Source organism: Ruegeria sp. CDSC079 (assembly GCF_059610505.1).
Map to the genome: position 1 here is coordinate 107512 of NZ_JBXWNT010000003.1, position 24229 is coordinate 131740.

At 56.8% G+C, this 24229-nt stretch carries 17 protein-coding genes; 4 read left to right on the plus strand and 13 right to left on the minus strand.

All coding sequences use genetic code 11. The features are described from left to right. Nucleotides 1-318: 318 nt before the first annotated feature. On the minus strand, nt 319-2340 hold the full coding sequence (locus AC2FIC_RS06390; RefSeq protein ID WP_496691574.1) for a DEAD/DEAH box helicase: 2022 nt from the start codon (nt 2338-2340) through the stop codon (nt 319-321). A 410-nt stretch (nt 2341-2750) separates the two neighbouring features. Then, nucleotides 2751-3914: an ATP-binding protein gene (locus AC2FIC_RS06395; protein ID WP_496691573.1), complete on the minus strand. Its 1164-nt coding sequence runs from the start codon at nt 3912-3914 to the stop codon at nt 2751-2753. A 335-nt stretch (nt 3915-4249) separates the two neighbouring features. On the opposite strand from AC2FIC_RS06395, the gene speD reads away from it, so the two are divergent. Continuing rightward, nucleotides 4250-4651: an adenosylmethionine decarboxylase gene (speD, locus tag AC2FIC_RS06400; RefSeq protein WP_281995110.1), complete on the plus strand. Its 402-nt coding sequence runs from the start codon at nt 4250-4252 to the stop codon at nt 4649-4651. Here speD and AC2FIC_RS06405 read toward each other — a convergent pair. From AC2FIC_RS06405 to AC2FIC_RS06450, 10 genes are all read right to left on the minus strand, one after another. Then, nucleotides 4622-6163: a polyamine aminopropyltransferase gene (locus AC2FIC_RS06405; RefSeq protein WP_496691572.1), complete on the minus strand. Its 1542-nt coding sequence runs from the start codon at nt 6161-6163 to the stop codon at nt 4622-4624. The two genes, speD and AC2FIC_RS06405, sit on opposite strands and share 30 nt — an antisense overlap. Next, complete coding sequence (locus tag AC2FIC_RS06410) at nt 6160-6384, minus strand: DUF350 domain-containing protein (protein WP_142636390.1); 225 nt, start codon at nt 6382-6384, stop codon at nt 6160-6162. The genes AC2FIC_RS06405 and AC2FIC_RS06410 overlap by 4 nt, the downstream gene beginning before the upstream one ends. Before the next feature lie 10 nt (nt 6385-6394). Next, on the minus strand, nt 6395-6559 hold the full coding sequence (locus AC2FIC_RS06415; protein ID WP_496689284.1) for a hypothetical protein: 165 nt from the start codon (nt 6557-6559) through the stop codon (nt 6395-6397). A 1-nt stretch (nt 6560) separates the two neighbouring features. Beyond that, nucleotides 6561-7862 (minus strand): DUF4178 domain-containing protein, encoded by a 1302-nt coding sequence (locus AC2FIC_RS06420; RefSeq protein WP_496691571.1) that lies wholly within the window; start codon nt 7860-7862, stop codon nt 6561-6563. Next, entirely contained in the window at nt 7859-8473 is a 615-nt protein-coding gene (locus AC2FIC_RS06425; protein ID WP_496727765.1) for a DUF4178 domain-containing protein, read from the minus strand. Before AC2FIC_RS06425 ends, AC2FIC_RS06420 begins: the two co-directional genes overlap by 4 nt. Nucleotides 8474-8644: 171 nt before the next feature. Then, nucleotides 8645-9577, minus strand: a complete 933-nt coding sequence (gene arcC / locus AC2FIC_RS06430; RefSeq protein ID WP_496691569.1) for a carbamate kinase — start codon at nt 9575-9577, stop codon at nt 8645-8647. 3 nt (nt 9578-9580) lie between these two features. Beyond that, on the minus strand, nt 9581-10582 hold the full coding sequence (gene argF, locus AC2FIC_RS06435) for an ornithine carbamoyltransferase (RefSeq protein WP_142636395.1): 1002 nt from the start codon (nt 10580-10582) through the stop codon (nt 9581-9583). A 29-nt stretch (nt 10583-10611) separates the two neighbouring features. Continuing rightward, entirely contained in the window at nt 10612-11841 is a 1230-nt protein-coding gene (locus AC2FIC_RS06440; RefSeq protein ID WP_496691568.1) for an arginine deiminase, read from the minus strand. Continuing rightward, the gene (locus tag AC2FIC_RS06445; protein WP_496691567.1) at nt 11838-13175 is read right to left on the minus strand and encodes an amino acid permease; all 1338 of its coding nucleotides are present in this window, start codon (nt 13173-13175) and stop codon (nt 11838-11840) included. Before AC2FIC_RS06445 ends, AC2FIC_RS06440 begins: the two co-directional genes overlap by 4 nt. 9 nt (nt 13176-13184) lie before the next feature. Next, a complete protein-coding gene (locus tag AC2FIC_RS06450) occupies nt 13185-14591 on the minus strand; it encodes a YfcC family protein (RefSeq protein WP_282027201.1) in 1407 nt (468 codons plus the stop codon). 426 nt (nt 14592-15017) lie between these two features. On the opposite strand from AC2FIC_RS06450, the gene AC2FIC_RS06455 reads away from it, so the two are divergent. Both AC2FIC_RS06455 and AC2FIC_RS06460 read left to right on the plus strand, forming a co-directional pair. Beyond that, complete coding sequence (locus AC2FIC_RS06455) at nt 15018-16757, plus strand: type I secretion system permease/ATPase (protein WP_496691566.1); 1740 nt, start codon at nt 15018-15020, stop codon at nt 16755-16757. Beyond that, entirely contained in the window at nt 16757-18073 is a 1317-nt protein-coding gene (locus AC2FIC_RS06460) for an HlyD family type I secretion periplasmic adaptor subunit (protein WP_496691565.1), read from the plus strand. Before AC2FIC_RS06455 ends, AC2FIC_RS06460 begins: the two co-directional genes overlap by 1 nt. A gap of 12 nt (nt 18074-18085) precedes the next feature. On the opposite strand, the gene AC2FIC_RS06465 is transcribed toward AC2FIC_RS06460, so the two are convergent. Beyond that, nucleotides 18086-20137 carry a dockerin type I domain-containing protein gene (locus tag AC2FIC_RS06465; RefSeq protein WP_496691564.1) on the minus strand — a complete coding sequence of 684 codons (2052 nt, stop codon included), beginning with the start codon at nt 20135-20137 and terminating at the stop codon, nt 18086-18088. 212 nt (nt 20138-20349) lie between these two features. Here AC2FIC_RS06465 and AC2FIC_RS06470 point away from each other — a divergent pair, with 212 nt between their 5' ends. Continuing rightward, nucleotides 20350-24180: an Ig-like domain-containing protein gene (locus tag AC2FIC_RS06470; RefSeq protein WP_496691563.1), complete on the plus strand. Its 3831-nt coding sequence runs from the start codon at nt 20350-20352 to the stop codon at nt 24178-24180. Nucleotides 24181-24229: the final 49 nt, after the last annotated feature.

The window sequence follows — 24229 nt, forward strand, 5'->3', positions numbered from 1 at the left end:
GGTTTCGACCTGTCCGCGAAGCTTTCCTCGTTCTGATGTGAAGTTTGCTAAACTTTCTAGTATCAAACGAATACGAAAGAACCTCTGCCTAATGGTTTCCACCAGCATCTCTGCTACCCGCGTGGTACAGCTACTGGATAGGCTTGTCGGCTCTCCATGGTGAGCCTCTCACACAATCTCGACCCGTGAACCAAAGGTACATTGTGGGGGATAGTCCGATCCTGGTCGTGATGGAGCGGTTTCTTTCGCCCATGCCTTCCATTGTCCCTTAAAGGTAATGCCCAAAGCCAAAAAACCAGGTTCGGAATGGAATGCAGGCTAAGTCTTCCGCCGTTTCGGGACAGAATCGCCACCTTTTGTAGATTTGGCCGCTGCGACTCGCGCTCGGTTCTTCTTGCTGCTTGACTTACCTTTGGGTGGAGGTGGACCCTTTGATGCTGTTCGGGCAGATTTGATATCGCCGCCTTTGGCTTCAGATTTACCGCCCTTACGTGCCTTTGGCTTTGCACCAACCGGTTTGAACAAGGCATCTGCCTCGTCTTTCGAAGCACGCTGGCGTTCTACTTTGGCTGATTTGACGGCCCTTGTGGGACGTTCTGCAGGGCTGGAAGGTGCCCGGCCCTCGGATTCAGGCTTGCGACGTCCATAAGTTGCAGTGCTGCTCCGTTCGGTCGGAGTCGTATCTCGTTTGCTCGTAATCGGTTTGCCTCTTTGCTTTCCGATGGGCTTGGTCCGGCCAGTTTCAGCAAAGTCCGGTGCCGTGTCCAGACGCACGAGATTCTTGACCTTTTCGATCTTCATCTCGGGCCCAACGGCTGTCAGAAACCCTTCGACGCTGGGCTCACGTATCTCGAAATAGGTCACATCATCGGCAATCCGGATGGCCCCAATGTCATCCTTCGTCAGATTGCCTGACTTGCAGATCATCGGCAGCATATAACGCGGCGACGCATTTTGATTGCGCCCCTCGGACAGCGAAAACCAGACGCTGGGGCCAAAGGCCGCGCGCGGTTTCTGGCTTTGCTGATCGACCGTCGACAACTCTTCTGGCGCGGAATGACGCAGCTTGTACTGCCGCAGGTAAGCTGCTGCAATCTGCTCAGGGGTAAAGCTTTCTACCATTTTCTGAACTGCTGCGCGTTCACTTTCCGTGATCTCTGCTTGCCAGTCATCTGATGCGAACATCCTCACCTGATCGCGTTCGGTCACCTCTTCGGCTGACGGGGCTGTCCCCCAATCGGCGGTCAGCTTGGCGAATTTCAGAATACGTTCCGCCTTTTTCCGCGACGCGGGTGCAACCACTAGTGCGCTAACGCCCTTGCGTCCGGCCCGGCCTGTTCGACCCGAGCGGTGCAGCAGTGTTTCATGGCTGTTTGGCAGTTCCGCATGGACCACCAAATCAAGGTTAGGCAAATCAATACCGCGGGCGGCAACATCCGTTGCCACACAGACCCTGGCGCGCCCATCGCGCATGGCCTGCAAGGCGTTCGAGCGTTCGCTCTGGGTCAATTCTCCGGATAGGGCGACGACCGAAAAGCCCCGGTTTGACAGGCGCGCGGTCAGACGTGACACCATCGCGCGGGTATTGCAGAACACGATGGCGTTCGGCGCCTCATAATAGCGCAACACATTGATAATTGCATTCTCGCCGTCGCGCGGGCCGACCATCATAGCACGATAATCAATATCGGCGTGCTGCGTCTTTTCGCTGACGGTGCTCACACGTTCTGCATCGCGCTGATACCGTGTCGCCAGATTGGCAATCGCACGTGGGACAGTGGCAGAAAACAGCAAAGTCTGACGGTCTGATGGTGTTTCATCCAGAATGAATTCCAGATCCTCTCGGAACCCGAGATCCAACATCTCGTCGGCCTCATCAAGAACCACGGCGCGAATGGCCGTCAGGTCGATCGAGCCCCGCATGATATGATCCCGCAGCCGTCCCGGAGTAGCTACAACAATATGCGCGCCACGCGCCAACGCGCGACGTTCATCCCGAATATCCATGCCTCCCACGCAGGACGCCAGAAACGCGCCCGCATCGGCGAACAACCAGCTCAGTTCACGCTTGACCTGCAGCGCCAGTTCCCTTGTTGGTGCTACAACAAGTGCCAGCGGTGCGCCCGAGGTTTCGAAAGTCTCAGCGTCACCCAGAAGTCGCGGCGCAATCGCCAGACCGAATCCGATGGTTTTACCCGATCCGGTTTGGGCCGAAACCAGCATATCCTTCCCCTCCAGTTCGGGCCGGGTTACAGCCTGCTGAACTTGGGTTAAGGTGTCATAGCCCTTGCGAGCCAGCGCATTTGCAATGGTTTGTTTCACAGCGGTGGTTCTTTTCATCGGTCAGGAGATGGGATTGTGCGGTATTGCAATCAATGCATCATCCATGGGTAAAGACAGCCCCTTAACGAGTGTCTTGACTATTGTATAGCCACGAACCGGGGCAGATGCGCTGAAAATCCCGTATCCTGCCCATACTGCTCCCTTTCAGTAGCGGCTTGAGACCCTCGCCGCTTTCGGTTCAATTTGTTGAGACGCGGCAGAAGCGCAGGCTTGGAATAATCAAAACAGGCGTTTTTCTGTAGAGCTTTCAACCGTCTGTAAACCAGCTGTCCCTGTCGGGCTGGCGGTCAACGTGACTACTCCTTCGGGAAATCTACTACAAGCAGTCGGATTCGATAGCTTCTACGACCGCGTTTTCTTCGAATTTAGGGCATGACGTTGAGCCAATGGCGCGGTCCCTCTTGCGTCTATGCAGACGCCAGCCGTTTCATTGCGCTCATGAGAGGCATAGCTCGCACACCTCCCTGCCCCGGCACTTCCTTGTCGTTGGCATAGACAAGGATGCGCTCTGAGACGTCCAATTCTTCTGTCGCGATGTGAAACCCACGCGTGACCTTCGCTGATGTCGTCCGCTTGATCTCTATGGCCCAGAGGCCGCCGCGGGGAAGTTTCAACATCAAATCCACCTCAGCCCCTGCTGAAGAGCGATAGAAGCTTGCTTCTGTTCCGCGCGGTGCCGCGGCGATCAGGTTTTCGATGCAGAACCCTTCCCAACTGCCGCCGACAACCGGATGCCCAAGCAGGTCTTCCGGTGTTTCGATCCCAAGAAGTGCATGGGCCAGCCCGGAATCGCGAATATAAACCTTGGGAGATTTGACCAAACGTTTTCCGGCATTGGAATGCCATGGCTGCAAACGGCGCACCAGCATCAGGTCGACCAGCAAATCAAGATAGCGCGCAACGCTCTGGCCCGATACGCCAAGGTTTCCCGCGAGTTTTGCCGCGTTGAGTAGCCCGCCCTGTTCATGGGCAAGCATCGTCCAGAACCGGCGCAATGTTTCCGCCGGGATGCGCAACCCAAAAGCCGGAACATCGCGTTCCAGATAGGTGCGGACGAAATCCTCGCGCCATGCCAGGCTGGTTTTGTCGTTCTTGGCAAGGAAGCTATCTGGAAACCCACCCCGCAACCACAGCGCAGAGATCGAGTCCACTCCGGTTTCCGACAAAATGAAAGGCGTCAGCTCGTGATAGCTGACCCGGCCAGCCAAGGATTCTGCGCTTTGGTGCAGAAGCGTGTTCGAGGCCGACCCCAGCAGCAGGAATTGCCCAGTCCGATACCCTTGTCTTCGTCGTCGGTCAATCTGACCGCGTAATGCCTTAAACAGGCCCGGCATAAGCTGAACTTCATCGATCACCACCAGGCGCCCAACCTGCTCGTCGAGATAGAGGTCTGGCTCTTCGAGCACCTGGCGATCAGCAGATCTCTCCATATCAAGATAGACAGCGTCACGGCTTTCAGCGATATCCTGCGCGAGGGTTGTCTTCCCAACTTGCCGCGGCCCAAGCAGGACTACGCCCGCCTGGTTCTCGAGAGAGTCTTCAACTGACTTTCTATCACCGCGCTTGATCATACCTTGTATTTATTCCATTTGGTGGAAGATTTACAATGATAAAATTCCAAATTACTGTCCAGTGAAACCCTATCGTCTCGGCCCTTCACCCCAAAACCATGACACGCAAGTCTGGACCTTAGGTCGAGCATAATCGTGGAAAGCTGCGTCCCATTTGATCAAGAGAAAATTCAACCTGAGTACGTTCTTCTTTCTTAACTATTAAATTCGAAGAGTCCTCTTTGCGTCCCTCAATTTCATTTCCATTGCCCTGAAGGGCGAAGCCAACTAGGTACTTGCCGCGCACAAACCCCTAAGAATCTGCGAAAAATCAAATCGTAGAAAGGACCAGGATCATGACCATACCGGCAATCAAAAACGCTGACACAGGCACGCTGGCTGGCTCGGGAATGCATATTCTGGTCGATCATTACGGCAGCCTATACCTAACCGACGTAATGCGCATCGAAGAGGCACTGACCCGCGCGGCGCGGGAGGCTGGCGCAACGATACTGTCGGGCAAGTTCCACAAATTTGGCGGGCATGGCGGTGTGACCGGAGTGTTGTTGCTGGCAGAATCCCATATCTCGATCCACACTTGGCCGGAAAATGATTATGCCGCCATCGACATCTTCATGTGTGGCACAACGCAACCGGACAAAGCGGTCGCATATCTTGAGAAGCACCTGCGCCCTGCCCGAGTTGAAATTACGCGCGTCAACCGCGGTTTACCGGAACCAGTAGTCCCAACCGTCTAAGTAATATCCCATCAGTGCGTGCGATTGCAGTGTATTAGGTTCGGCATCGATCCGGTCGGTATCACCGCCAAAAATCTGTGCCGCGCGCCAAACATCATCGTCGAGATAGCTCAACCCATCCGGCAGTTCGATTCTACGGTCGGTCAATGGTTCAAATGCAGCCAGAACAAACCCCCATTCGCCGAAGCTCGGCACGTAGCTGTGATAGGGAACCGCCTGCAGTCCCCGTCCGGGCCTTTGCGGATTGCGGCTGCCCTCGATCGTTTCGGCCACCGACCAAAAGGCCTGTCGGGCAAAGAACGGTGATCCAGCCTGAGTGACAAAGACCCCCTGTCCGCTTAGCCGTTCGGCCAGCAAGCCGTAGAATTGCTTGGTGTATAACCGGGACAAGGCGATGGATTTGGGGTCTGGCAGATCAATGATCACCACGTCGTAAATCTGGGTTTCCCGCTCCAGAAATCTCCAGGCATCTTCGTTGACAACCGTCACGCGCGGGTCGCTGAGAGCATTGTCGTTCAGCTTGGACAGATCTGGATGGTCGCGAAACAACTGCGTCACACGCGGATCAAGATCCACCAGCGTCACGGACTGCACCTCGGGATAGCGCAGCACCTCGCGCGCGGCCATGCCGTCTCCACCCCCCAGGATCAGAATGTCACGCGCGCGCGGCGCAAGGGCCATGGCCGGATGCACCAGTGGCTCGTGATAGCGGTGTTCGTCAAGGGAATCGAACTGGATCGAATGATCCAGAAACAGGCGCACCCGGTCGCGGTACCGGGTGACGGTGATCTGCTGATAGGACGTGGCCTCGGACAGGATGACATCATCTTCGAACAGTTCGGCCTCGGCGACCGAGACCAGCCGTTCGGACTGCCACAGTGCGCCCAGCGTTGCCACAAAGGCCACCGCCCAGACTGCCACCTGGACCCGCGTAGCCCATTCCCGAAACACCAGCAGAGACAGGCCAGCCACGGCAAGGTTTAGACCGCCAAAAGCCAGACTCGCGGACATCAGCCCCAGATACGGGATCACCAATAGTGGAAAAGCCAATGAGGCGACCAGCGCTCCGATGTAGTCGACGCTCAGCACGTTCTCAAATCGGAACTTCAGCGCCCCGATCTGTTCAAGCACACGGGCAATTAATGGGATCTCCATCCCGGACAGGATGCCAATGGCAATCAAAGCGCCGTAAAGCGGCAAGGCCACCTGCCCCAACCACGCATAATTCAGAAACAGCACCGGCGCCAAAAAACCGCCAACGATGCCCAGAAGGATCTGCGCCCAGACAAAACCGGAAAACGCATCCGAGACAAAACGCGACAGCCAAGCACCTACTCCCATCGCCGACAGAAAGATGCCAATTACCAGTGAAAACTGGCGGACGGAATCCCCCAGCAAATAACTGGACAAGGTGGCGGCAATCAGCTCGTAGATCAGCCCGGCGACGGCCACCAGAAAGGTGGCCAGCAACAACCACGCGGCGCGCGCCTCAACCGCGCGGGGCTGGGTCATGACAGGATGACGGCCGCGATGATGATGGACACCGCCACAAATAGCAGCCCGATCAGGATCGCCAACGCGATGTTCTGATCCTTTTCGATCTCGTGCACAACCGAGAACGGCGTCATCCAGTCGATCACCTTCCACACGACCCACATCAGCGTCACGCCCAGAAGGGTGTAGAAGATTGTGCTGATGATTTCTGCAATCTGAATTGCTGCTATATAATCCATTGATACCTCACTATTTTATCCGATTTGACCGATAGTACCCGCCGCCACCGCTGCCGACCCGAACCGAAGTGTCCAAGTCACGGCTTTCGGCCCAATACCCATGCCACGAGACATAACCCGTGGCAGCCACGGCCAGGGTCGAAATGACGATGAAAATGATCCTGAAAGCTGTCACTTTAATCCTCATCTACCCAATCAGTTCCCGACCACCGGGCGCGTTGATGAATCCATTTGCGCCCGAACTGGAACAGGAACAGCGCTCCGAAAACCCCGGCCAGCGCAAATGCCCAAAGACCACTGGACAGTCCGGTTTTGACACTGACTTGCAGCTGGCTGAACGGCTGCCCCGGTACATGGCCTACGCCCGACCCGGTCCAAAGCCCCTGCTCAGGCACGTCTAATACAAGTGTGTAATCGCCTGTACGATCTGGTCGAAACGTCAGGCTCGCAAATTTGCTGCCTTCGCTCCACGATCCTTCCGAGTCGCGCCCGGTGTAATATTCGATCGTTCGGCCCGCCTCGAATACTGGCTCTCCTTCGGGATCAAGCAGCTCGATGTCCAGATAGATCCAACTGTTTTTGACATTGCCCGAGAAGGAAACGCGCGTCAGTTGGCTGTCGGCTTCAAGCGGTATCGCAATCTCGGCCGGGAAGTCGCCACGTTTTAGCACCTGACGCTCTATCGCCCTCTCTCCTGATCGTTGAGAGAAGGAAACCGCCATCATAAGACAAAGGATCATAAACACGAATGATACGACCAGCAAAAATCTATAGTTTGGGCCCTCGATGAAAGGTTGCAGCGGATGCACCCGATGTGGGTTCAGGTTCAATGAAACCCCAAAAGCTGCTTCGGCCTGCTGTTTCGAAACATAGAACGAGCGATAGGTCTCACGCTCGGACCCGGTGGTCGAAAACCCCAGCATCGCCGTATCAGACATCGCCGAAATCGTGGTTGTCTTTTCCCCCAGTGACGGCGGCCAGGTGAATTCACCCTCAACATAGGTGACCGCGCTTGTGGTGGTCTCGTAATACACAAAGCGCCCATCCTCGGTCGTCACAGAGGGAGGGGATTCCGCTGTCTCAACCCACCGCTCCGACATCCAGGCCGATCCGCGATAGCGTCTGGAAAACACCAGATGCCCCGCCTCAAGCGTCAGCCAGGCATAGCCGTGAGTTGGCGAATAGAGCTGATGGTCTATCCATTGGTAGACCCGTCCGCCCCAGCGCTCGGCATGTTCGATCAGACCAATTATGGTGAACTCGGCACCATACAACGACCCGCTCATCCCAATCGAAAGCGGGGTTTCCGGGCGTTTCTGATCCTTGAACTGGCGTAGAGTCCGGTAGTTGTTCTGTGCATCCAGTTCGGCCCCGCAATAGGAACAGATCTGCACGATCACCCTGCCCCCGCCCAGCACATCCAGACCGGCGCCGCAGCAAGTGCAGTTGATCGAAAGAAGACTTGGATTTCGGGTCATGACTGCCGCTGAACCTTCACATCAAACGCGTCGTACCACCGACCGTAGAACCAGATCGCATGACCCGGCCAGAATTCACCGGACAACAGTGCCTCGTCTCCGGCGGAAGCGTTCACGAATTCATGGCTTTCCCCGACCTTTAGCACCTCATCGAATTGTCCGCGCAGGGCGATGCATTCGGCATGTTCAACTTCGGTAACCGTGAATGTGGCCGCGTCGAAATCCAGCGTTTCGCCCAGCTTGAACGGAGGCATGAATTTCGGCGTGTCCTTTTCGGTCAAGCGTTTCTGCCGAACGACATCTCCCTCATCGAGCGATATCCAGCAGGTGCGGCCATCACCATCGACACCGCAGAACTCATCCCAGAACCCCCGCCCGTAGGAATAGCGCGCATGACCAAGAATCAATGTCGACGTTCGACCCAGTTGCACTTGATCGCCTATCCCGAACAAAAGCGGTGCATCGTGCATCTCACCCTGCTGGCCCGCCGATTGAACCTGGACATCATTGATCATCAACGTCGTACCGCAGGACGCACAGGTGGCAACCTTTATCCCTTTCAGCGCAATCGGGGTTTGCGCACCGCAGTTTGGACAGTTCAAAGTCTTCATGCTTTCAAGTCGCGCAAAGAAAATGAAAGTTCAAGCCGTTATTGGTTCTGGAGAATACACGTCCGGTGCCGCCTCGCCCTTGTTGCCAGAATTCAAACAGAACCACTTAGGTGGAACTGAACATGCTGGCGGTTCTGTTAGAGGTGCCGTCAGCCCCAGCAATCATCTGAGTTAGTCGTGAAATAGGGTATCAGCTGCGTCTTTGCTTATGGTTGTGCCCTTCCTGCCCGCAACGATATCCGCCAGATCGGCCAGTGCGCCGATGGCTGCGGATTTGCCGGTAAGCCGCGCAAACTGGGCGGCGGCCTCGACCTTTGGGCCCATCGAACCGGCGGCGAAATTGAACTTGGCCATGGCATCTGGTGAGGCGGCTTTTATGCCACGCTGAGTATCGGTACCCCAGTCCAGATAGGCACAATCAGCATCCGTTGCCGAAATGAACAGATCGGCGCCGACCTCTCGGGCCAGCAGCTCTGAGGCCAGATCCTTGTCGATCACCGCTTCTATCCCCTCCAGATAACCCGGAGAAGTATAGGCCGTAGGAATGCCCCCGCCACCGGCACAGATCACCACGGTTTGCCGTTCCAGCAGCCATTTAATCGGCCTGATCTGAAAAATCCGTTTCGGCAGCGGAGAGGCAACAACCCGTCGCCATTTGTCGCCATCCGCACGAATTTGCCAGCCCTTGTCGGCGGCCAAACGTTCAGCCTCGGATTTGTCATATACCGGACCGATGAATTTGGTCGGGTCGTCAAAGGCGGGATCCTTGGCATCGACCTCAATCATGGTCAGCAGCGTGGCCAGAGGCGTCTCGGGCGGCAGACGGTTGCCCAGCTCCTGCTCGATCATGTACCCGATCATGCCCTCGGTTTCCGCCCCAAGCACGTCCAGCGGATAGGCCTCATCCGGTTTATAGGCGTTGCCCTGTAGGGCCAGTAATCCCACCTGAGGGCCATTCCCGTGGGTCACAATCAACTCGTTCCCCTCGGCAATGGTGGCCAGCGCCTGAGCGGCGATGGCCGTGTTTTCACGCTGGTTCTCGGCGGTCAGGGCCTGACCGCGCCGCAGCAGCGCATTGCCCCCAAGGGCGACGACGATCCGCATAGCTCAGGCCCCCAATGTGGCGACCAGAACCGCCTTGATCGTGTGCATCCGGTTTTCAGCCTGTTCAAACTGAATACCGGCGGGGCTTTCGAATACCTCTTCGGTGACCTCCATTTCGGTGATGCCGAATTTCTCGTGGATGTCTTCGCCCACTTTAGTCTCGGTATTGTGGAAGGCGGGCAGGCAATGCATGAATTTGACGTTTGGATTGTTTGCCGCTGCCATTAACGCGCTGTTGACCTGATAGGGGGTCAGCTGCTTGATCCGGCTGTCCCAGACCTCGGGTGCTTCGCCCATCGAGACCCAGACATCGGTGTGGATGAAATCCACGCCATCCACGGCGGCCGCAGGATCATCGGTGATGGTCAGCGTCGCGCCGTAACGCGCGGCGGCTTCTTCCGCCGGACCGCGGAATTCGTCGGACGGCCACAGATCACGTGGGGCGGCGATGCGGACGTCCATCCCCATCATGCAGCCCGCGATCATCAGCGAATGGCCCATATTGGACCGCCCGTCGCCCACATAGGCGTATTTGATGTCATGCAGGGGCTTTTCTCCATATTCCTGCATGGTCAGCAGATCGGCCAGCATCTGGGTCGGGTGGAACTCATCGGTCAGCCCGTTATAGACCGGCACGCCCGCATTGGCGGCCAGTGTTTCCGCCAGTTCCTGCCCAAAACCGCGATATTCAATGCCGTCGAACATGCGGCCCAGCACGCGGGCAGTGTCCTTCATGCTTTCCTTATGCCCGATCTGTGACCCCGAGGGCCCAAGATAGGTGACACCGGCACCCTGATCCATCGCGGCCACTTCAAAGGCGCACATGGTCCGGGTCGAGGATTTTTCGAAGATCAGGCAGATGTTCTTGCCTTTTAGATGCTGGATTTCAGACCCCGCATATTTTGCGCGCTTCAGATCGCGCGACAGGTCCAGCAGATAACGCAGCTCACGCTGATCAAAATCGAGCAGTTTCAGAAAGCTGCGGCCCTTGATATTAAATGCCATTGGTCAATCTCCTTTTTCAGTAATCCGGTTCAATAATCAACGGGGTCACGCCAGATCGGGCAGGTCATGCAATGCCCGCCGCCGCGTCCGCGCCCCAGTTCCGAGCCCGAGATCGTGATCACTTCGACCCCCGCCTTCCGCAGCAGCGTGTTGGTATAGGTGTTGCGGTCATAGGCAACGACCACGCCGGGCTCTAACGCCACCACGTTGTTGCCGTCGTCCCATTGCTCGCGTTCCTGATTAAATGCGTCTCCGCCTGTCTGAACGATGTTCAGAGACTTGATCCCCAGGCATTCGGCGGCCACATCAAATAGATGTTTGTCATCGCGCCGGAAGTCGATCGTGTCCTCTTTGTTTCCGGGGCGCAGGCTGATGCATTGGATATCGTTACAGACATCAACATAGGCAGTCGCGGTCTCGCGGTCGCAATGGCTGAACACCGTATCCAAATGCATAGCCGCGCGGCTACGGGGCATTTGACAAGCCACGACCCGTTCCGCCGCGCCTTTGGCGAACAGAGCGCGGGCGACCTGACCCACGGCCTGCGGGCTGGTCCGTTCACCCATGCCGATCAGCACGCTGCCATTGCCCCAGGGCATGACATCGCCGCCTTCGACCGTGGCAGCACCGTGATCCTTGTCGGGGTCGCCCCACCAGATCTCAAAATCCGCGTCGCGGAACTCGGGGTGGAACTTGTAGATCGCGGTCACCAACAGGGTTTCGGGGCGCCGCGCCGGCCAGTACATCGGGTTGACCGTCACGCCGCCATAGATCCAGCAACTGTTGTCACGAGTGAACTGCGTATTTGGAATCGGTGGAATCACAAAGCCCAATGGCCCCAGATAGCTGCCGAACATACCTGAGGGTTTGAACGGCATATCTTCGACCGCGATGCCGCCGATCAGATATCTGGCCAGATCCTTGGCCGCCATCTCATCCAACCAGCCGCGCAGCTCATTCAGCATACCGACGCCCACCTGATTTTCGGTAATGCGGCGGTCCAGAACCCAATTACGGGCTCCCTTGTCCTTCAGCGTTTCTGCAAGCAGCGTCTGGAATTCTAAAACCTGAACCCCGCGATCCTCCATCTTCATGCGGAAATCGGCATGGTCAGAGCGGGCTTTGTGCACCCAAAGGACATCGTCATATAGCAACTCAGCCGCATTGCCAGGGGTCAGGCGGGAATGGGCCAGACCCGGTTCGCAGACCATCACCTTTCGAAGTTTCCCAATCTCGGAATGTGTGCCAAATCCAGTCATGATATCTCCTTTGATGTAATCGCGCCGGACTGCCAACGCAGCCAGACATGGATGGGCAACCCAGCCAACAGCAACAGGACGCCCCAGAAAACGACGTCTTTTCCAGCGCCGAAAATCGCCCAGAATGAATAGACAAAACCGAGACCCGCCAGCACAAAGGCCTGCGGTGGCAGGCGGGTGCGTTCTTTGCGTTTTGCGCGGATCATAATCTCGGCACCTGCGCACAGCAGGTAGGGAACCAGCGTGGATAGGGTGGCCAACAGAATGATGAATTCAAACTGTTCAGCCAGGGATCGGGTATAGTTCATAGCGATCAGAGCGCTGGCTAGCAGGCTTGAGGAGATCAGGCCAAATGCCGGCGTACCGGTCCGTGACACCCGGGCAAAACCGGCCGGGAACAACCCGTCGCGGGCAGCGCCCAGTGGCACTTGCCCGGTAAGCAGCACAAATCCGTTGAGCGTGCCGAAGGTCGAAACGCAGGCCCCGACCGCGATGAATACCGCACCGCCAAACCCCCACATCACATGCGCAACATCCGCCAGCGGTGCGTTGCTTCCGGACAGCGTGCCGGATGGCACTACCCCAAGCGCCACATAGGTCGTGGCGATATAGACCAATGCGGCAACACAGGTTCCGACAATCGTCGCAAGAGGGATCGTTTTGGTAGGGTTCCTGACATCGTCCGCCGGAACCGTTGCGGATTCGAGCCCCACAAAGGCCCAAAGCGTCAGCGCCGCGCAGGCCGAGATAGCCGAAATGTTCGACATTCCACTAAGGTTGGCCGGCCGGAAGTTGGCCGGTTGGACATGGGACAGTCCCAGCATGATCAGCACCAGCAGCGGGGCCAGTTTCATCACCGTGGTCACCACCTGCACAATCCCGGCCTGCCGCACGCCGCGCAGATTGACCCAGGTGAGCAGCCAGATCGCTCCCAGAGAAACCGCCAACCCCGCCAGCGCAGTTTCCCCGATGGCGGGTACCATAAAGCTGAGATAGCCAGCAAAGGCGACGGCAACGGCGGCATTCCCAGACCACAGCGCGATCCAATAGCCCCAAGCAATCAGGAAGCCCGCGAAATCACCAAAGCCCTCGCGCGCATAAGCGTATGGCCCACCGGTATTTGAAGACAATCGCGCCAGTCGCCCGAAGATTAACGCCAGAACAATCGCGCCTCCTGCGGTCAGAACCCATCCCGCCATCGAGATTGGCCCGAACGCGGCCAGAGAAGACGGCAGCAGGAAAATACCGGACCCGATCATATTGCCCACCACCAGCGCGGTGCACATCCAGAACCCAAGGGTTCCTTTGGGTTTAGATCGGGTGTCGGTGGGCATAATGCGACCTCATGCCAACGCGGAAAGGCTGAGCCCGGCCATGATGATGATGATCAGGATCAGTAAAAGCGGCCACATGAACCTGAGCCAGCGTTCATAGGGCACACGCCCCAGGGCAAGCCCGCCCATGACCACCGCAAAGGTGGGGTTAATCAGGTTCACCAACCCGCTGGCTGACTGATAGGCCGTCACGACCAAGGACCGTTCTACGCCGGAAAAGTCTGCTAGCGGCGCCATGATCGGCATCGTCAGAACCGCCAAGCCCGAAGATGACGGGACGAGGAAGGACAACAGCCCCTGCAAGGCGAACATCGCATTGATAAAGGCCACTTTGCCTAAACCATCCACGGCACCTTCTGCCCAATACAAAATGGTATCGGTGATGTTTCCTGCGTCCATGACCACTACGATCCCGCGTGCGATCCCGATCACCAGCGCAACGCCCAGCAAATCCCGGGCACCGTCAACGAAGGTCGAGGTGAATTCCTCTTCCCCGATCCGTGCGATCAATCCCACGACTATCGAGGACACAATGAACAGGCCGGACATCTCGGCCATCCACCAGCCTCCTGCCGCGACACCCCAGATCATCACGCCAAAGCTGGCCGCAAAGATCAAAAGGATCAGCCCATGCATACTCGTAAAGGTCGGAGCTTCACCGCCCGTGCGGCCACCTTTGAGGAAATGCGCCTCATTGCTTTCGCGCTTGTCGGCAACGATGGACAGATCCGGATCGGCTTTGACCTTGGCTGCATATCGCATGACAAAGACCACACAGGCCAACCAGCATGCCAGCAACAGCGCAAAGCGCAGCATTATGCCATTGGTGAAGGGCACCCCCGCCGCATCCGAGGCGATGACTGTGGCAAACGGGTTAATCGTCGATCCCAGCGTGCCAACCCCCGCCCCCAGCATGATGATGGCCACACCCACTACCGCGTCATAGCGCGCGGCAATCATCACTGGGATGATCAGCGCGTAAAAAGCCAGTGACTCTTCGGCCATGCCATAGATTGTGCCCCCCGCAGCAAAGAAGGCCATCAAGATGGGGATCATCCATTTCTCGCGCCCCTTTAGACGCACCATTGCGCGCGCAATCCCGGCGTCAATCGCCCCGGTTCGCGTTACAACTCCCAAAAAACCGCCAATCACCAGCACAAAAAGTGCAACATCAATCGCCCGCGCTTCATAACTGACAGGGTCATAAAACCCCCCGATAGGGGCCAGTACGACATCATAGAACCCCTGCGGATTGGGCTCGACAACCTGATAGCTGCCCGGTACCGGAACATCGCGTCCCAGGGCTTCGTTAGCGACGCGGTCATATTGGCCAGCGGGAACAAACCATGTTGCAATGGCGACCAGTGCTATCAACGCAAACAGAATTGTATATGCAGTTGGAAACTTGAGCTTCATGTCATCAAACTCCTAAAAGAGCTGAGATTGGGTTTCGAAACTTCCGGTCCCTTCATACAGTCTCAATATGAGATTTCAAAGGATGAATGACCCCGAGGCGACCTGAACGGTTCTACATGAACGCCATTCGCTGGCGCTGCGCATTGACCTGCATCAATAGAATTCAGGCTGACGCCGGATTCAGGTTGGTCAGTTTTTGCTTTCCTACAGATCGTAAGTAGCTCATTTGAGCGCAGCGTTTAGCACCTTGCGATCCATCGCCCCAGTCTGGCAGAAACCCGCTTGAGACTGTGGTGATCATGTTGACATATCAGCCCATTTCCCTGAACCGGGTAGTCGCACATTTGCATTAGGCTTACCAAAGGCTAATGTGCAAGAAATTAAGGCGCAAATGCCCGTATCGAACAGTAACCCAAGGCTAACAACGTGAGCTCTGAAATTCCCAGGTCCCTGCCTGCCAGACATGAGTTGCACAAGGTGCGCAACAAGGGGCTGTCATTTCTGGCACTGGCCTTCCTGTTCAGCATCTTTGTCAACCTGCTGATGCTGACGGGGCCTTTATTCATGCTGCAGGTTTATGACCGGGTCCTTGCCTCTCGGGCGGTTGAAACCCTCACGGCGCTGTTTCTGATTGTCGCTCTATTATATAGCCTTATGGCCATGCTGGATTTTGCGCGAGGACGTATTGTTGCGCGGTTCGGAGCGAGGTTCCAGTCGCAACTGGACGAGCGGGTGTTCGAGGCAACGCTGCGAAAATCTCTTGTTCCGCAGGCCCGTGCAGCCCCAGCCACTGCCTTGCGCGACCTTGAGGCAATCCAGAACCTGTGTTCCTCACCTGTTTTGCTGGCCGTAATGGATATCCCCTGGACACCGGTTTTTCTGGCAGCAATCTTCCTATTCCACCCGATGCTTGGATGGCTTGCCGTTGCGGGTGGTGCGATCCTGATTGTTATCGCTCTGCTTAATCAGGCACTCACTCATAGAAAGGTGGCCGCTGCGCAGCAGGCCTCGGCGCGGGCAGGCTCATTCTCGGAACATGCCAGACAAGCCGCTGAAGTTGTCCGCTCGCAAGGAATGCAGCATGACATCTCGCAACGCTGGCTGACCCAGAGGACCGATGCGCTGAGACAGACCATCTCGGCAAGCGACTGGACCGGAAGCTTTACCTCATTAACCAAGTCGATGCGGCTGTTCTTGCAATCTGCCATGCTGGCATTGGGAGCGTTGCTGGTTTTAAGAAACGAACTGTCCCCTGGGGCAATGATTGCAGGGTCCATCCTGCTTGGGCGCGCATTGGCCCCGGTCGAGCAGGCGGTGGGCCAATGGGCATTGGTGGAGCGTGCGCGATCTGCGTGGATTTCACTGAACCGATTCCTGGACACCACCCCGCCCGAGCCGGACCGGACCAAATTGCCTGTACCAGATGCGCACCTGACCGCCAAAGGACTGACCGTTGTACCACCCGGCGCCGATTTACCGACACTCAGGAACGTTTCACTGAAACTAGAACCGGGCAAAGCTTTGGGCGTGATCGGCAAAAGCGGGTCAGGAAAATCCACGCTTGCCAAGGCCCTGTTAGGATTGTGGAAACCGGCCGTTGGCGAAATCAGGCTTGGAGGCGCTACGCTGGATCAATACGGCACTGATGATTTGGGCCAACACATCGGCTATCTGCCGCAGGAAGTCACTTTGTTCAACGGAACAGTGACCGAAAACATCGCCCGGATGTCCCAAAACCCGGATTCGGAAGCGGTCATCGCTGCAGCCAAAAAAGCCAAGGCACATGACCTGATCCTGACGTTGGAAAAGGGGTACGACACGTTTCTGGAAGGCAATGACAGTCAACTGTCGGGTGGTCAAAAGCAACGTATTGCTCTGGCGCGCGCTTTGTATGGAGATCCTGTCCTACTGATCCTGGACGAGCCGAACTCGGCTCTGGATGCTGATGGCACTGAGGCATTGAACACCGCGATCCGAGAACTGAAGGCCGCGGGTAAATCAGCCATCATCATGACGCACCGACCACAGGCCATTTCGGAATGCGACGATCTTGCTGTTGTTGAAAATGGCCAGGTCGTGAAATCCGGCAGCCGCGATGAGGTGCTAAGCGCCATGGTTCAGAACGCAAATGCGATCAAAAAAGGTCTGGCACGGGTGGGTGAGTAATGCAAAAGCCCAATCATAATGACACGCGCCCTGTTTGGCGCATTACATTTCCTGCTCTGGTCGGGTTTCTCGCACTGGCTATTTTAGTCGGCGGGTTGGGCTTTTGGGCGGTGCAGACCAGGCTGGCAGGCGCCATTGTATCGCAGGGCGTCATCGAAGTTCAAAGCAACCGCCAGGTAGTCGAGCATCCAGACGGTGGCGTGGTCGGCGAGATTTTTGTGCGCGACGGTGACTCCGTCACCGGCGGCGACATTCTGTTACGTCTGGATGACACGTTTCTGACCTCGGAAAAGACCATCGTTGAGGCGCAGCTGTTTGAATTACTCGTCCGAAAGGCGCGGCTTCAGGCCGAACGCGATGGCACTGATCTGATTGTTTTGACATCCGCGCTGAACGACGTACAGAAACAAGAAGACATTGACCCTGAGCTGATCGCCGGCCAGCAACGCCTGTTCGAGGCACGTCTGAATACCCTAAATCAGCAGACTCAGCAGTTGAGCAAGCAACGCATTCAGATAGAAAGCGAGATCGAGGGCACCTTGGCGCAACTGGTCTCGCTGCGCCGTCAGGTCGATCTGATACAAGAGGAGCTGCAGGACCAGCAAAGCCTGCTTCAACGCGGTCTGACACAAGCCAGTCGGGTCTCCGCCTTGCAACGCGAAGAAGCCAGCCTGACAGGTGAAATAGGCAGGCTCGAAGCGGCTGCCGCGCGGCTCAAAGGCCAAATCGCGGCAACCGAGATCAAGATTGTAGAACTGCAGGCGACACGCCGCGAAGAAGCAATCACCGCCTTACGCGATGCGCAATCGAAAATCGCCGAACTGTCTGAACGCAGGCTCTCGCTTGCTGTTCGTCTATCGCGGCTGGATATTAGGGCGCCGGTTTCCGGTACTGTCTATGGAAGCCAGGTGTTTGCACTGCATTCGGTTGTACAACCGGCAGAACCGATGATGTATGTCGTACCACAGGAAATTCCTCTGCTGATTGCCGCTCGCGTAGATGCGATTCATGTGGACCAAGTGTATATTGGGCAGCCCGCCCTCCTGCGATTTCCCGCCTTCAACCAACGCGAAACCCCCGAAATCGAAGGGCATGTTGTCACGATTTCTGCCGATACGTTCACTGATGAGAACACCGGACACACATTTTATCGCGCTGAAATGTTACCTGATGCCAACCAGATCGAGCGCCTGAACGGGCAACGCCTTGTACCCGGCATGCCAGTCGAAGCGATGATCAAGACGGACGAGCGATCCCCGTTTTCATATCTGATAAAACCGATGGCCGATTACTTTAACAGGGCCTTCCGGGAATAGATTCCGTCGTCTTTAAACCGCTTCGAGATTGCCCAACAGGATCGAAGTCATGTCAGTCGTGATCACTCCGTCTACCGCGACGACATCGACACCGGTTTCGTAGGTCACGTTTGAACTTGTGATCCCCGACAAATCGGCATCTGCGTCCAGAAACACCCACTCTGCCTCATGCGCTGTGGGCAATCCGACGGCGATCTGCAAGATAGCCAGCGCATCCAGAGCGTTGATGAGGCCATCTTGATTTATATCGGCCGCAATCAGGTTTTCCGGTGCTGCCTGCCCCCATGTCGGGTCCAGTCCCACGGAAAGTCGCAAGACCTGCAATGCGTCCAGAGCGGTGATCTCGCCGGTCCCAGCCGAATAGGACTTTATGATATCCAGTTCACCGATAAATGTGCCCGAAGGCAGATCCAGATCGAACCTCCCTTCATCGTCGGCTTGGACACTAACCGCGCCGCCCCCTTCCGGGTTGAAACGTATTTCAGCGTTTGACAGGCCGGGATTTGCAGCTTGTGAATCAATGGTAATATCCCCTTGAATGCCTGCCGAACTGTCCGGGTCGAGCCCGCCCAAACCGTTCAAATCCACCGGAATATGGTCTGGTCCGCCAAATCCGGCGCCAAAGACATCTGAACTGGTCAGCGGAGCACCTGACGCCGAAAACACCTGAACCACATTATCCAGATACTCGATCTGCGCACCTTGCACGGTGGACGTAAAAGTGAGCTGTCCAGGTGAGCGCAGAAATGGATAGTCAAACAGATCCAGCCTGTCCGATCCGACTTCAAAATCTGTAATCGTTGTCATCGCGGTTCCGGTCTGCATCACAAAGATATCAGACCCGGAACCGCCGGTCATCGTAGTGGCCCCAATCCCCGCTATCAGGATGTCATCGCCGCCGCCGCCAAGTAGAGAGGCATCAAGGATGCTGCCACTGAGCATATCGTTCTGCGCGGTGCCAGTGACTGTCCCATAACCGTCCGCGACGATACCCAAGTCAGCGACCGAAAAAGTAAGCTGCGTCAACCCAGCCTCTTCTTGTGAGGCCGCAAAGATCTGAATTTCGTCCCCGATATGGGCCACGCTGAGCGATTCGACATTTTGCAGCCCGGTGCTCAACGTATCGGCAAAACTGTCCAGATAGACCAGTTGACCATCCGGTGTCAGGGTAAACAGTGTCACCCCATCATCGCCTCCCCCGGCCACGACAAACACCTGACCATTCACTTCGACCACGGCCAGGTCCTGAACCGATTCAAAGCGGGTATTCAGTGTATCCAGCACATGATCGGTGGGTATCAACCGGCCATCACCAGACAGCTCCATGACGCTGATCGTGTTGCTTTCGCTGCCAGCAACGATGACCCAGGAATGGCCATGCGCCCGCACAATTTCGACGGCCGTTGGGGCGCCAATGCCCAAAGTCGAGACCCCATCGCCAGAATCTGCGAGGCTCAAGGTTCCCGCGCTGCTGTCCACCAAATAGGTCGTTATCGAATTGCTGGTAGCGTCGGTTAGGACGACAAAATGATCCGACCCGGAGTAAGCGGTCTGGATCGAGTCGGCCTGACCTGCAACGGCCCCCGCAAAGGTCAGTGAGCCGTCTGAGCCGACCGTATAGGTCGAAATCAACCCGCTGCCCTCTTGCGCCACGGCCAGAATGTCGACCGATCCAAAGGAAACCTGCACTAAGGCCGAATAGCCACCCCCACCGCTCAGGGTCCCGGTTTCCTGTAATTCTCCGATAGATCCGTCTGGAAGGATTTCGTAGCTGACAAGGCCGGCTGCGGACCTGACATCCAGAACGATGTGATCGCCCCCCAACAGAGAAACCGTTACCCCGGAACGTCCAACGGTGCCCGAGATTGCACCACTGAAATATTCTATGTCTTGCTGCTGGGGAACCGCGCCTTCGACGAGGTGCCATACGACAATGCCCCCTCCCTGTCCGGTCAGGCTGTACAGATACGTTTCCCCGTTAAACGTTTCTAAAGCCGTATCGCCGATACCTGAATCGAGCGCTGCGCTCCCTGTTGCAACTACTCCGCCGAACTGAAGCATCATACCAAATCACCCCACGCCAAAATCTGGCTCTTGAACAGGATGATCTGATGCCCGGTCCAATACCAAAGCGGGATTGTGGTGAAAACGAGGAGTTCGGTTTCAGTTTAACACAATTTTTTCTGGTCCGACCGCATGAACATCCGATGGGCAACACACATGAACAAAACGTCGCTGCCCATGATTTCAGCGCGGAAACAGCATGTGAGGGCAAGATGACCAAAACACCTGATATGACACGCAATCCTGCAAGTACCCGGCCCGATGCGGGTCAGCGGCAACAGATACGCAAGTGGATCGACAACAAAATGCGCCGCTGGGTCGGGCGCGGTATCGCAGGCAGCCTAAGTTCGGCCTTGCTTGCCCTTCCTGCGTTGGCACAGGCCACGACCGAAGAACTGGACACCTTCCAATTCGCTGATGCGATTCCCGGCGTTAACAGCGCAAAGCTACTGGCAAATGGCGATGTTCTCCTCAAATTGGAAGATGGGCGCACGGTTTTGGTCTCGGCAGAGAATGTTCATATCCTGGATGGCGGCTCCATCATGATTGCCGAAGATGCGGCGGCGGAAATCGCGCAATTCGCACTGGCCGCCGAAGCCGGGGGAGCCGCAGCAGCCGCTGGCGGCGTTAGCGGCGCCGGTGCTGTTTTGGGGGGCCTTGGTCTGGCGGGTGCAGCCGCAGCAGGAGGAGGAGGTGGCGGCGGCGGTGGAAATGACGAGGCTCCGTCGCCTGCGCCGGATTTCCAAAGCCTGAACCTTGCTGGTCTGCAAGCGAACGCATTGAACAGCGCCAGCGCAAACCTGATGGCACCGACCGGAACCACAACGGTCGAGGTGACAATCGGGTCACTGAACAAGACGGCAACGCCCAATCCAGATGGCAGTTGGAGTATTTCCCTTACGGCGGTTGAGGCAGCTAGCCTTCCTCAAGGTGTGACAACAGTCACCGTTCGCAACCTGGATGGAGCGGGTGAGGAAGTATCGGTCGAAACGGTAAGATTCGATGTGGATACTCTTCCACCGACGGTCAGCATTACGGGCTTTTCGGACGGGGCCATTCTGAATGCCGCCGAGCAGGCGACTGATCTTACAATCTCTGGCACTTCTGACGCCGAGAGAGGTCAAACAGTAACGGTATCTGTAAACGGGCAGACTTATACTGGGACAGTGAATGGCGGCGGCCACTGGAGTGTTACCGTGCCAGCCACAGACCTGGCCGCCCTGCCTGACGGGGTGACCGTTTCAGTGACTGCCGATGTCGACGACCGCGCAGGAAATCCGGCGATGCAGACAAGCGCAAGCTTTGACACAGACTTTAGCGCTCCAACGATCACGCTTGATCCGGTCTCTGGCGGTTCGATTGGCCTGGGGGACATCGGCTCTGACCTGATTGTCACCGGGTCGACATCCGCCGCAGACGGGCAGACAGTCACCGTGACCTTCGATGGCCAAACATATACCGGCACCGTGTCAGGCGGTACTTGGAGTGTCACCATACCCAGCAGCGACCTCGGCTCGCTTTCCACCGGAAATCCGGCCACGGTAAGTGTTGCCGTAGATGATGTGGCAGGAAACCCATCGGTACCGGTCACCGCCTCGGTTCCGGTCGATCTGACGGGACCCTCGGTGAATATCGCGCCATTGTCAGTTGGCGCGGTCATCAACGCTGCCGAAACCGGGTCTGATCTGACAATCTCTGGCACGACAGGAAACGTTCAGGACGGCCAGATGGTGACAGTCACCCTGGATGGACAAACCTACACCGGTACAGTCAGCGGCGGCAGTTGGAGCGTCACCGTCCCTGCAAGCGATCTTGCATCGCTGGCAGATGGGGGCGATTTCACGATCACGGCGGATGTGCTTGACACAGACGGCCTGTCAGCGCCGCAGGCAAGTGTGCCCCTGTCTAAGGATGCCAGTGCGCCAACAGTCAGCATCGACATCTTCTCTGATGGCGCTGTCATGAATGCAGCCGAACAGGGCACTGATCTGACGATCTCTGGCACGACGAATGCTGAGAATGGTCAAACCGTAACCGTTTCCATGAATGGGCAGGACTACACCGCAACCGCCTCTGGCGGTACCTGGTCGGCGACCGTCCCGGCGATAGATCTTGCTGCCCTGTCCGATGCAGCAACCGTCAATGTTACCGCAGATGTCTCTGACGCGGCTGGCAATCCGGCCCTGCAGGCCAGCGGCAGTTTCACAACGGATTTCACAGCACCGGCGGTTTCCATCACCGGGTTGTCGGATGGTGCTGTCATGAACGCAGCAGAACAAGGAACCGACCTTACGGTGTCCGGAACTTCCGATGCGGCAGACGGCACGGTTGTGACCGTAGAAATCGTTCGGCAGGATGGCACAGTTGACGTCACCGGCACGGCGACCGTAATGGGCGGGTCCTGGACCTATACCGCCTCAGCCGCGGATTTGGCCGGACTTCAGGATAGCGAAACCTACGATGTCGAGGCATCTGCTTCGGATGCGGCTGGGAACACAACAGCTACATCAACCAGTTTTGACACAGACTATACAGCACCAGCGGTCACCATCGACCCTCTTTCGGTCGGGTCCGAGCTGGATGTGTCCGAAAAAGATAGTGACCTGACGATCACCGGGACAACGGATGCCGCCGACGGGGAAATGGTTAGAGTCACACTGAACGGGCAGTCCTATACAGGCACCGCCTCAAGTGGCACCTGGTCAGCAACCGTTCCGTCCGGTGACTTGGGAGCGTTGGCAGACAGCACAACCTTCCAGGTTTCAGCGACGGTTACGGATTCCGCCGGCAACATCTCTACCCTCGCCACCACCCCGTTAACCACGGATTTCCGGCCTGTCCTGACAATCAATGACGCTGGAACAAACGGTGCTGTTTCATTGGATGACGTCCAAAATTCAGGAGTGGTTGTCTCTGGCACGTCAATAGGCCTTGCCGCAGGCGAGGCTGTAGATGTGACGTTGAATTCCGTGTCAGTCGGAACCGCTACGGTCGGAGCCGACGGAACCTGGACACTGGCGGTAAGTGCGGCCACCTTTGCATCGGTCGAGGCGGGAGATGATCTGGACTTTGGCGCAGCGGTATCTGTGGCAGGTGGACCCGACCCTTTGCCAGTTACGGATGAAAACACGGCCCATGAACCTGCAGCCTATGTGATCACTGAAGCCGGACAAAGTGGATCAACGGTTATATTTGAAATCTACGCAGATCCTGATACGGATCTGTCCAGCGGCCTGGCGATCACAGCCGAACTGGGTTTCGATCCCTCAGTGGTGACGTTTGACACCGGATCAGATGTCGAGAATGGGGCATTCGATTTGTTCCTGACGAACCCGGTGAGTGGATCAGCCGTCAGTTTTGCTGGCGCGGCGACCACCTTTTCCGACCTGTCCCAACCCATCGTCACATTCACGATGACAGTTCTAGATGCCTCTGAACCGATTGTTCTGACGTTGACGACTCCAGATGGTGGTCCTTCGGTGCTGCAGATCGGGACGTCAGGCGACGACACATTGATTGCAACCGACATCGACAACGTCATTCGTGGCCAGGACGGAGATGACACAGTGGATGTCTCAGGTGCTGGTCGGGACATTGTCGTGTTCGAGGCGGACCCAATAGCAAATGGCGTTGATACGGTCACTGGTTTCACGACCGGGCCCGCGACTGACACCGCTGATGCGATCATGTTCAGTGGATTGGATGTCGACAGCCTACGCGGAGACGGAACCGGTGTGGAAACGCTTTCTGTCGGGGATGCACTGGGTACGGACACCGGAGTGGTTGGTTTGACGACAGAGCTGAGCGATCTGACGGCTCAAACCATCGAGACCGCTGTTGAAAGCCTTACCGGCGCCGAAGCAGGTGACGAGATCTATGTCTTGGCTACGGATGGAACTGACAGTGTGCTGGTCAAGGTCGACTATTCCGCATCCGATGCGGCGACAGTCGAAACGGTGGCCCATTTCACCGGATTGGATGAGCTCAGCGGGCTTACTGCTGACAATATTCTGCATACCGATCCAACCGGGGCCAGTGCCTGACGCTCGACTACGCTGCCACCCTGCGCGGGTGGCAGTACTCTCGATTTTC

Bases quoted from the DNA above. Each gene is read 5' to 3' on its own strand.
- AC2FIC_RS06420 (WP_496691571.1), bottom strand. From the start codon at position 7,862: ATGACCCGAAATCCAAGTCTTCTTTCGATCAACTGCACTTGCTGCGGC.
- AC2FIC_RS06425 (WP_496727765.1), bottom strand. From the start codon at position 8,473: ATGAAGACTTTGAACTGTCCAAACTGCGGTGCGCAAACCCCGATTGCG.
- argF (WP_142636395.1), bottom strand. From the start codon at position 10,582: ATGGCATTTAATATCAAGGGCCGCAGCTTTCTGAAACTGCTCGATTTT.
- AC2FIC_RS06390 (WP_496691574.1), bottom strand. From the start codon at position 2,340: ATGAAAAGAACCACCGCTGTGAAACAAACCATTGCAAATGCGCTGGCT.
- speD (WP_281995110.1), top strand. From the start codon at position 4,250: ATGACCATACCGGCAATCAAAAACGCTGACACAGGCACGCTGGCTGGC.
- AC2FIC_RS06395 (WP_496691573.1), bottom strand. From the start codon at position 3,914: ATGATCAAGCGCGGTGATAGAAAGTCAGTTGAAGACTCTCTCGAGAAC.
- arcC (WP_496691569.1), bottom strand. From the start codon at position 9,577: ATGCGGATCGTCGTCGCCCTTGGGGGCAATGCGCTGCTGCGGCGCGGT.
- AC2FIC_RS06405 (WP_496691572.1), bottom strand. From the start codon at position 6,163: ATGACCCAGCCCCGCGCGGTTGAGGCGCGCGCCGCGTGGTTGTTGCTG.
- AC2FIC_RS06440 (WP_496691568.1), bottom strand. From the start codon at position 11,841: ATGACTGGATTTGGCACACATTCCGAGATTGGGAAACTTCGAAAGGTG.
- AC2FIC_RS06470 (WP_496691563.1), top strand. From the start codon at position 20,350: ATGACCAAAACACCTGATATGACACGCAATCCTGCAAGTACCCGGCCC.
- AC2FIC_RS06465 (WP_496691564.1), bottom strand. From the start codon at position 20,137: ATGATGCTTCAGTTCGGCGGAGTAGTTGCAACAGGGAGCGCAGCGCTC.
- AC2FIC_RS06460 (WP_496691565.1), top strand. From the start codon at position 16,757: ATGCAAAAGCCCAATCATAATGACACGCGCCCTGTTTGGCGCATTACA.
- AC2FIC_RS06445 (WP_496691567.1), bottom strand. From the start codon at position 13,175: ATGCCCACCGACACCCGATCTAAACCCAAAGGAACCCTTGGGTTCTGG.
- AC2FIC_RS06450 (WP_282027201.1), bottom strand. From the start codon at position 14,591: ATGAAGCTCAAGTTTCCAACTGCATATACAATTCTGTTTGCGTTGATA.
- AC2FIC_RS06410 (WP_142636390.1), bottom strand. From the start codon at position 6,384: ATGGATTATATAGCAGCAATTCAGATTGCAGAAATCATCAGCACAATC.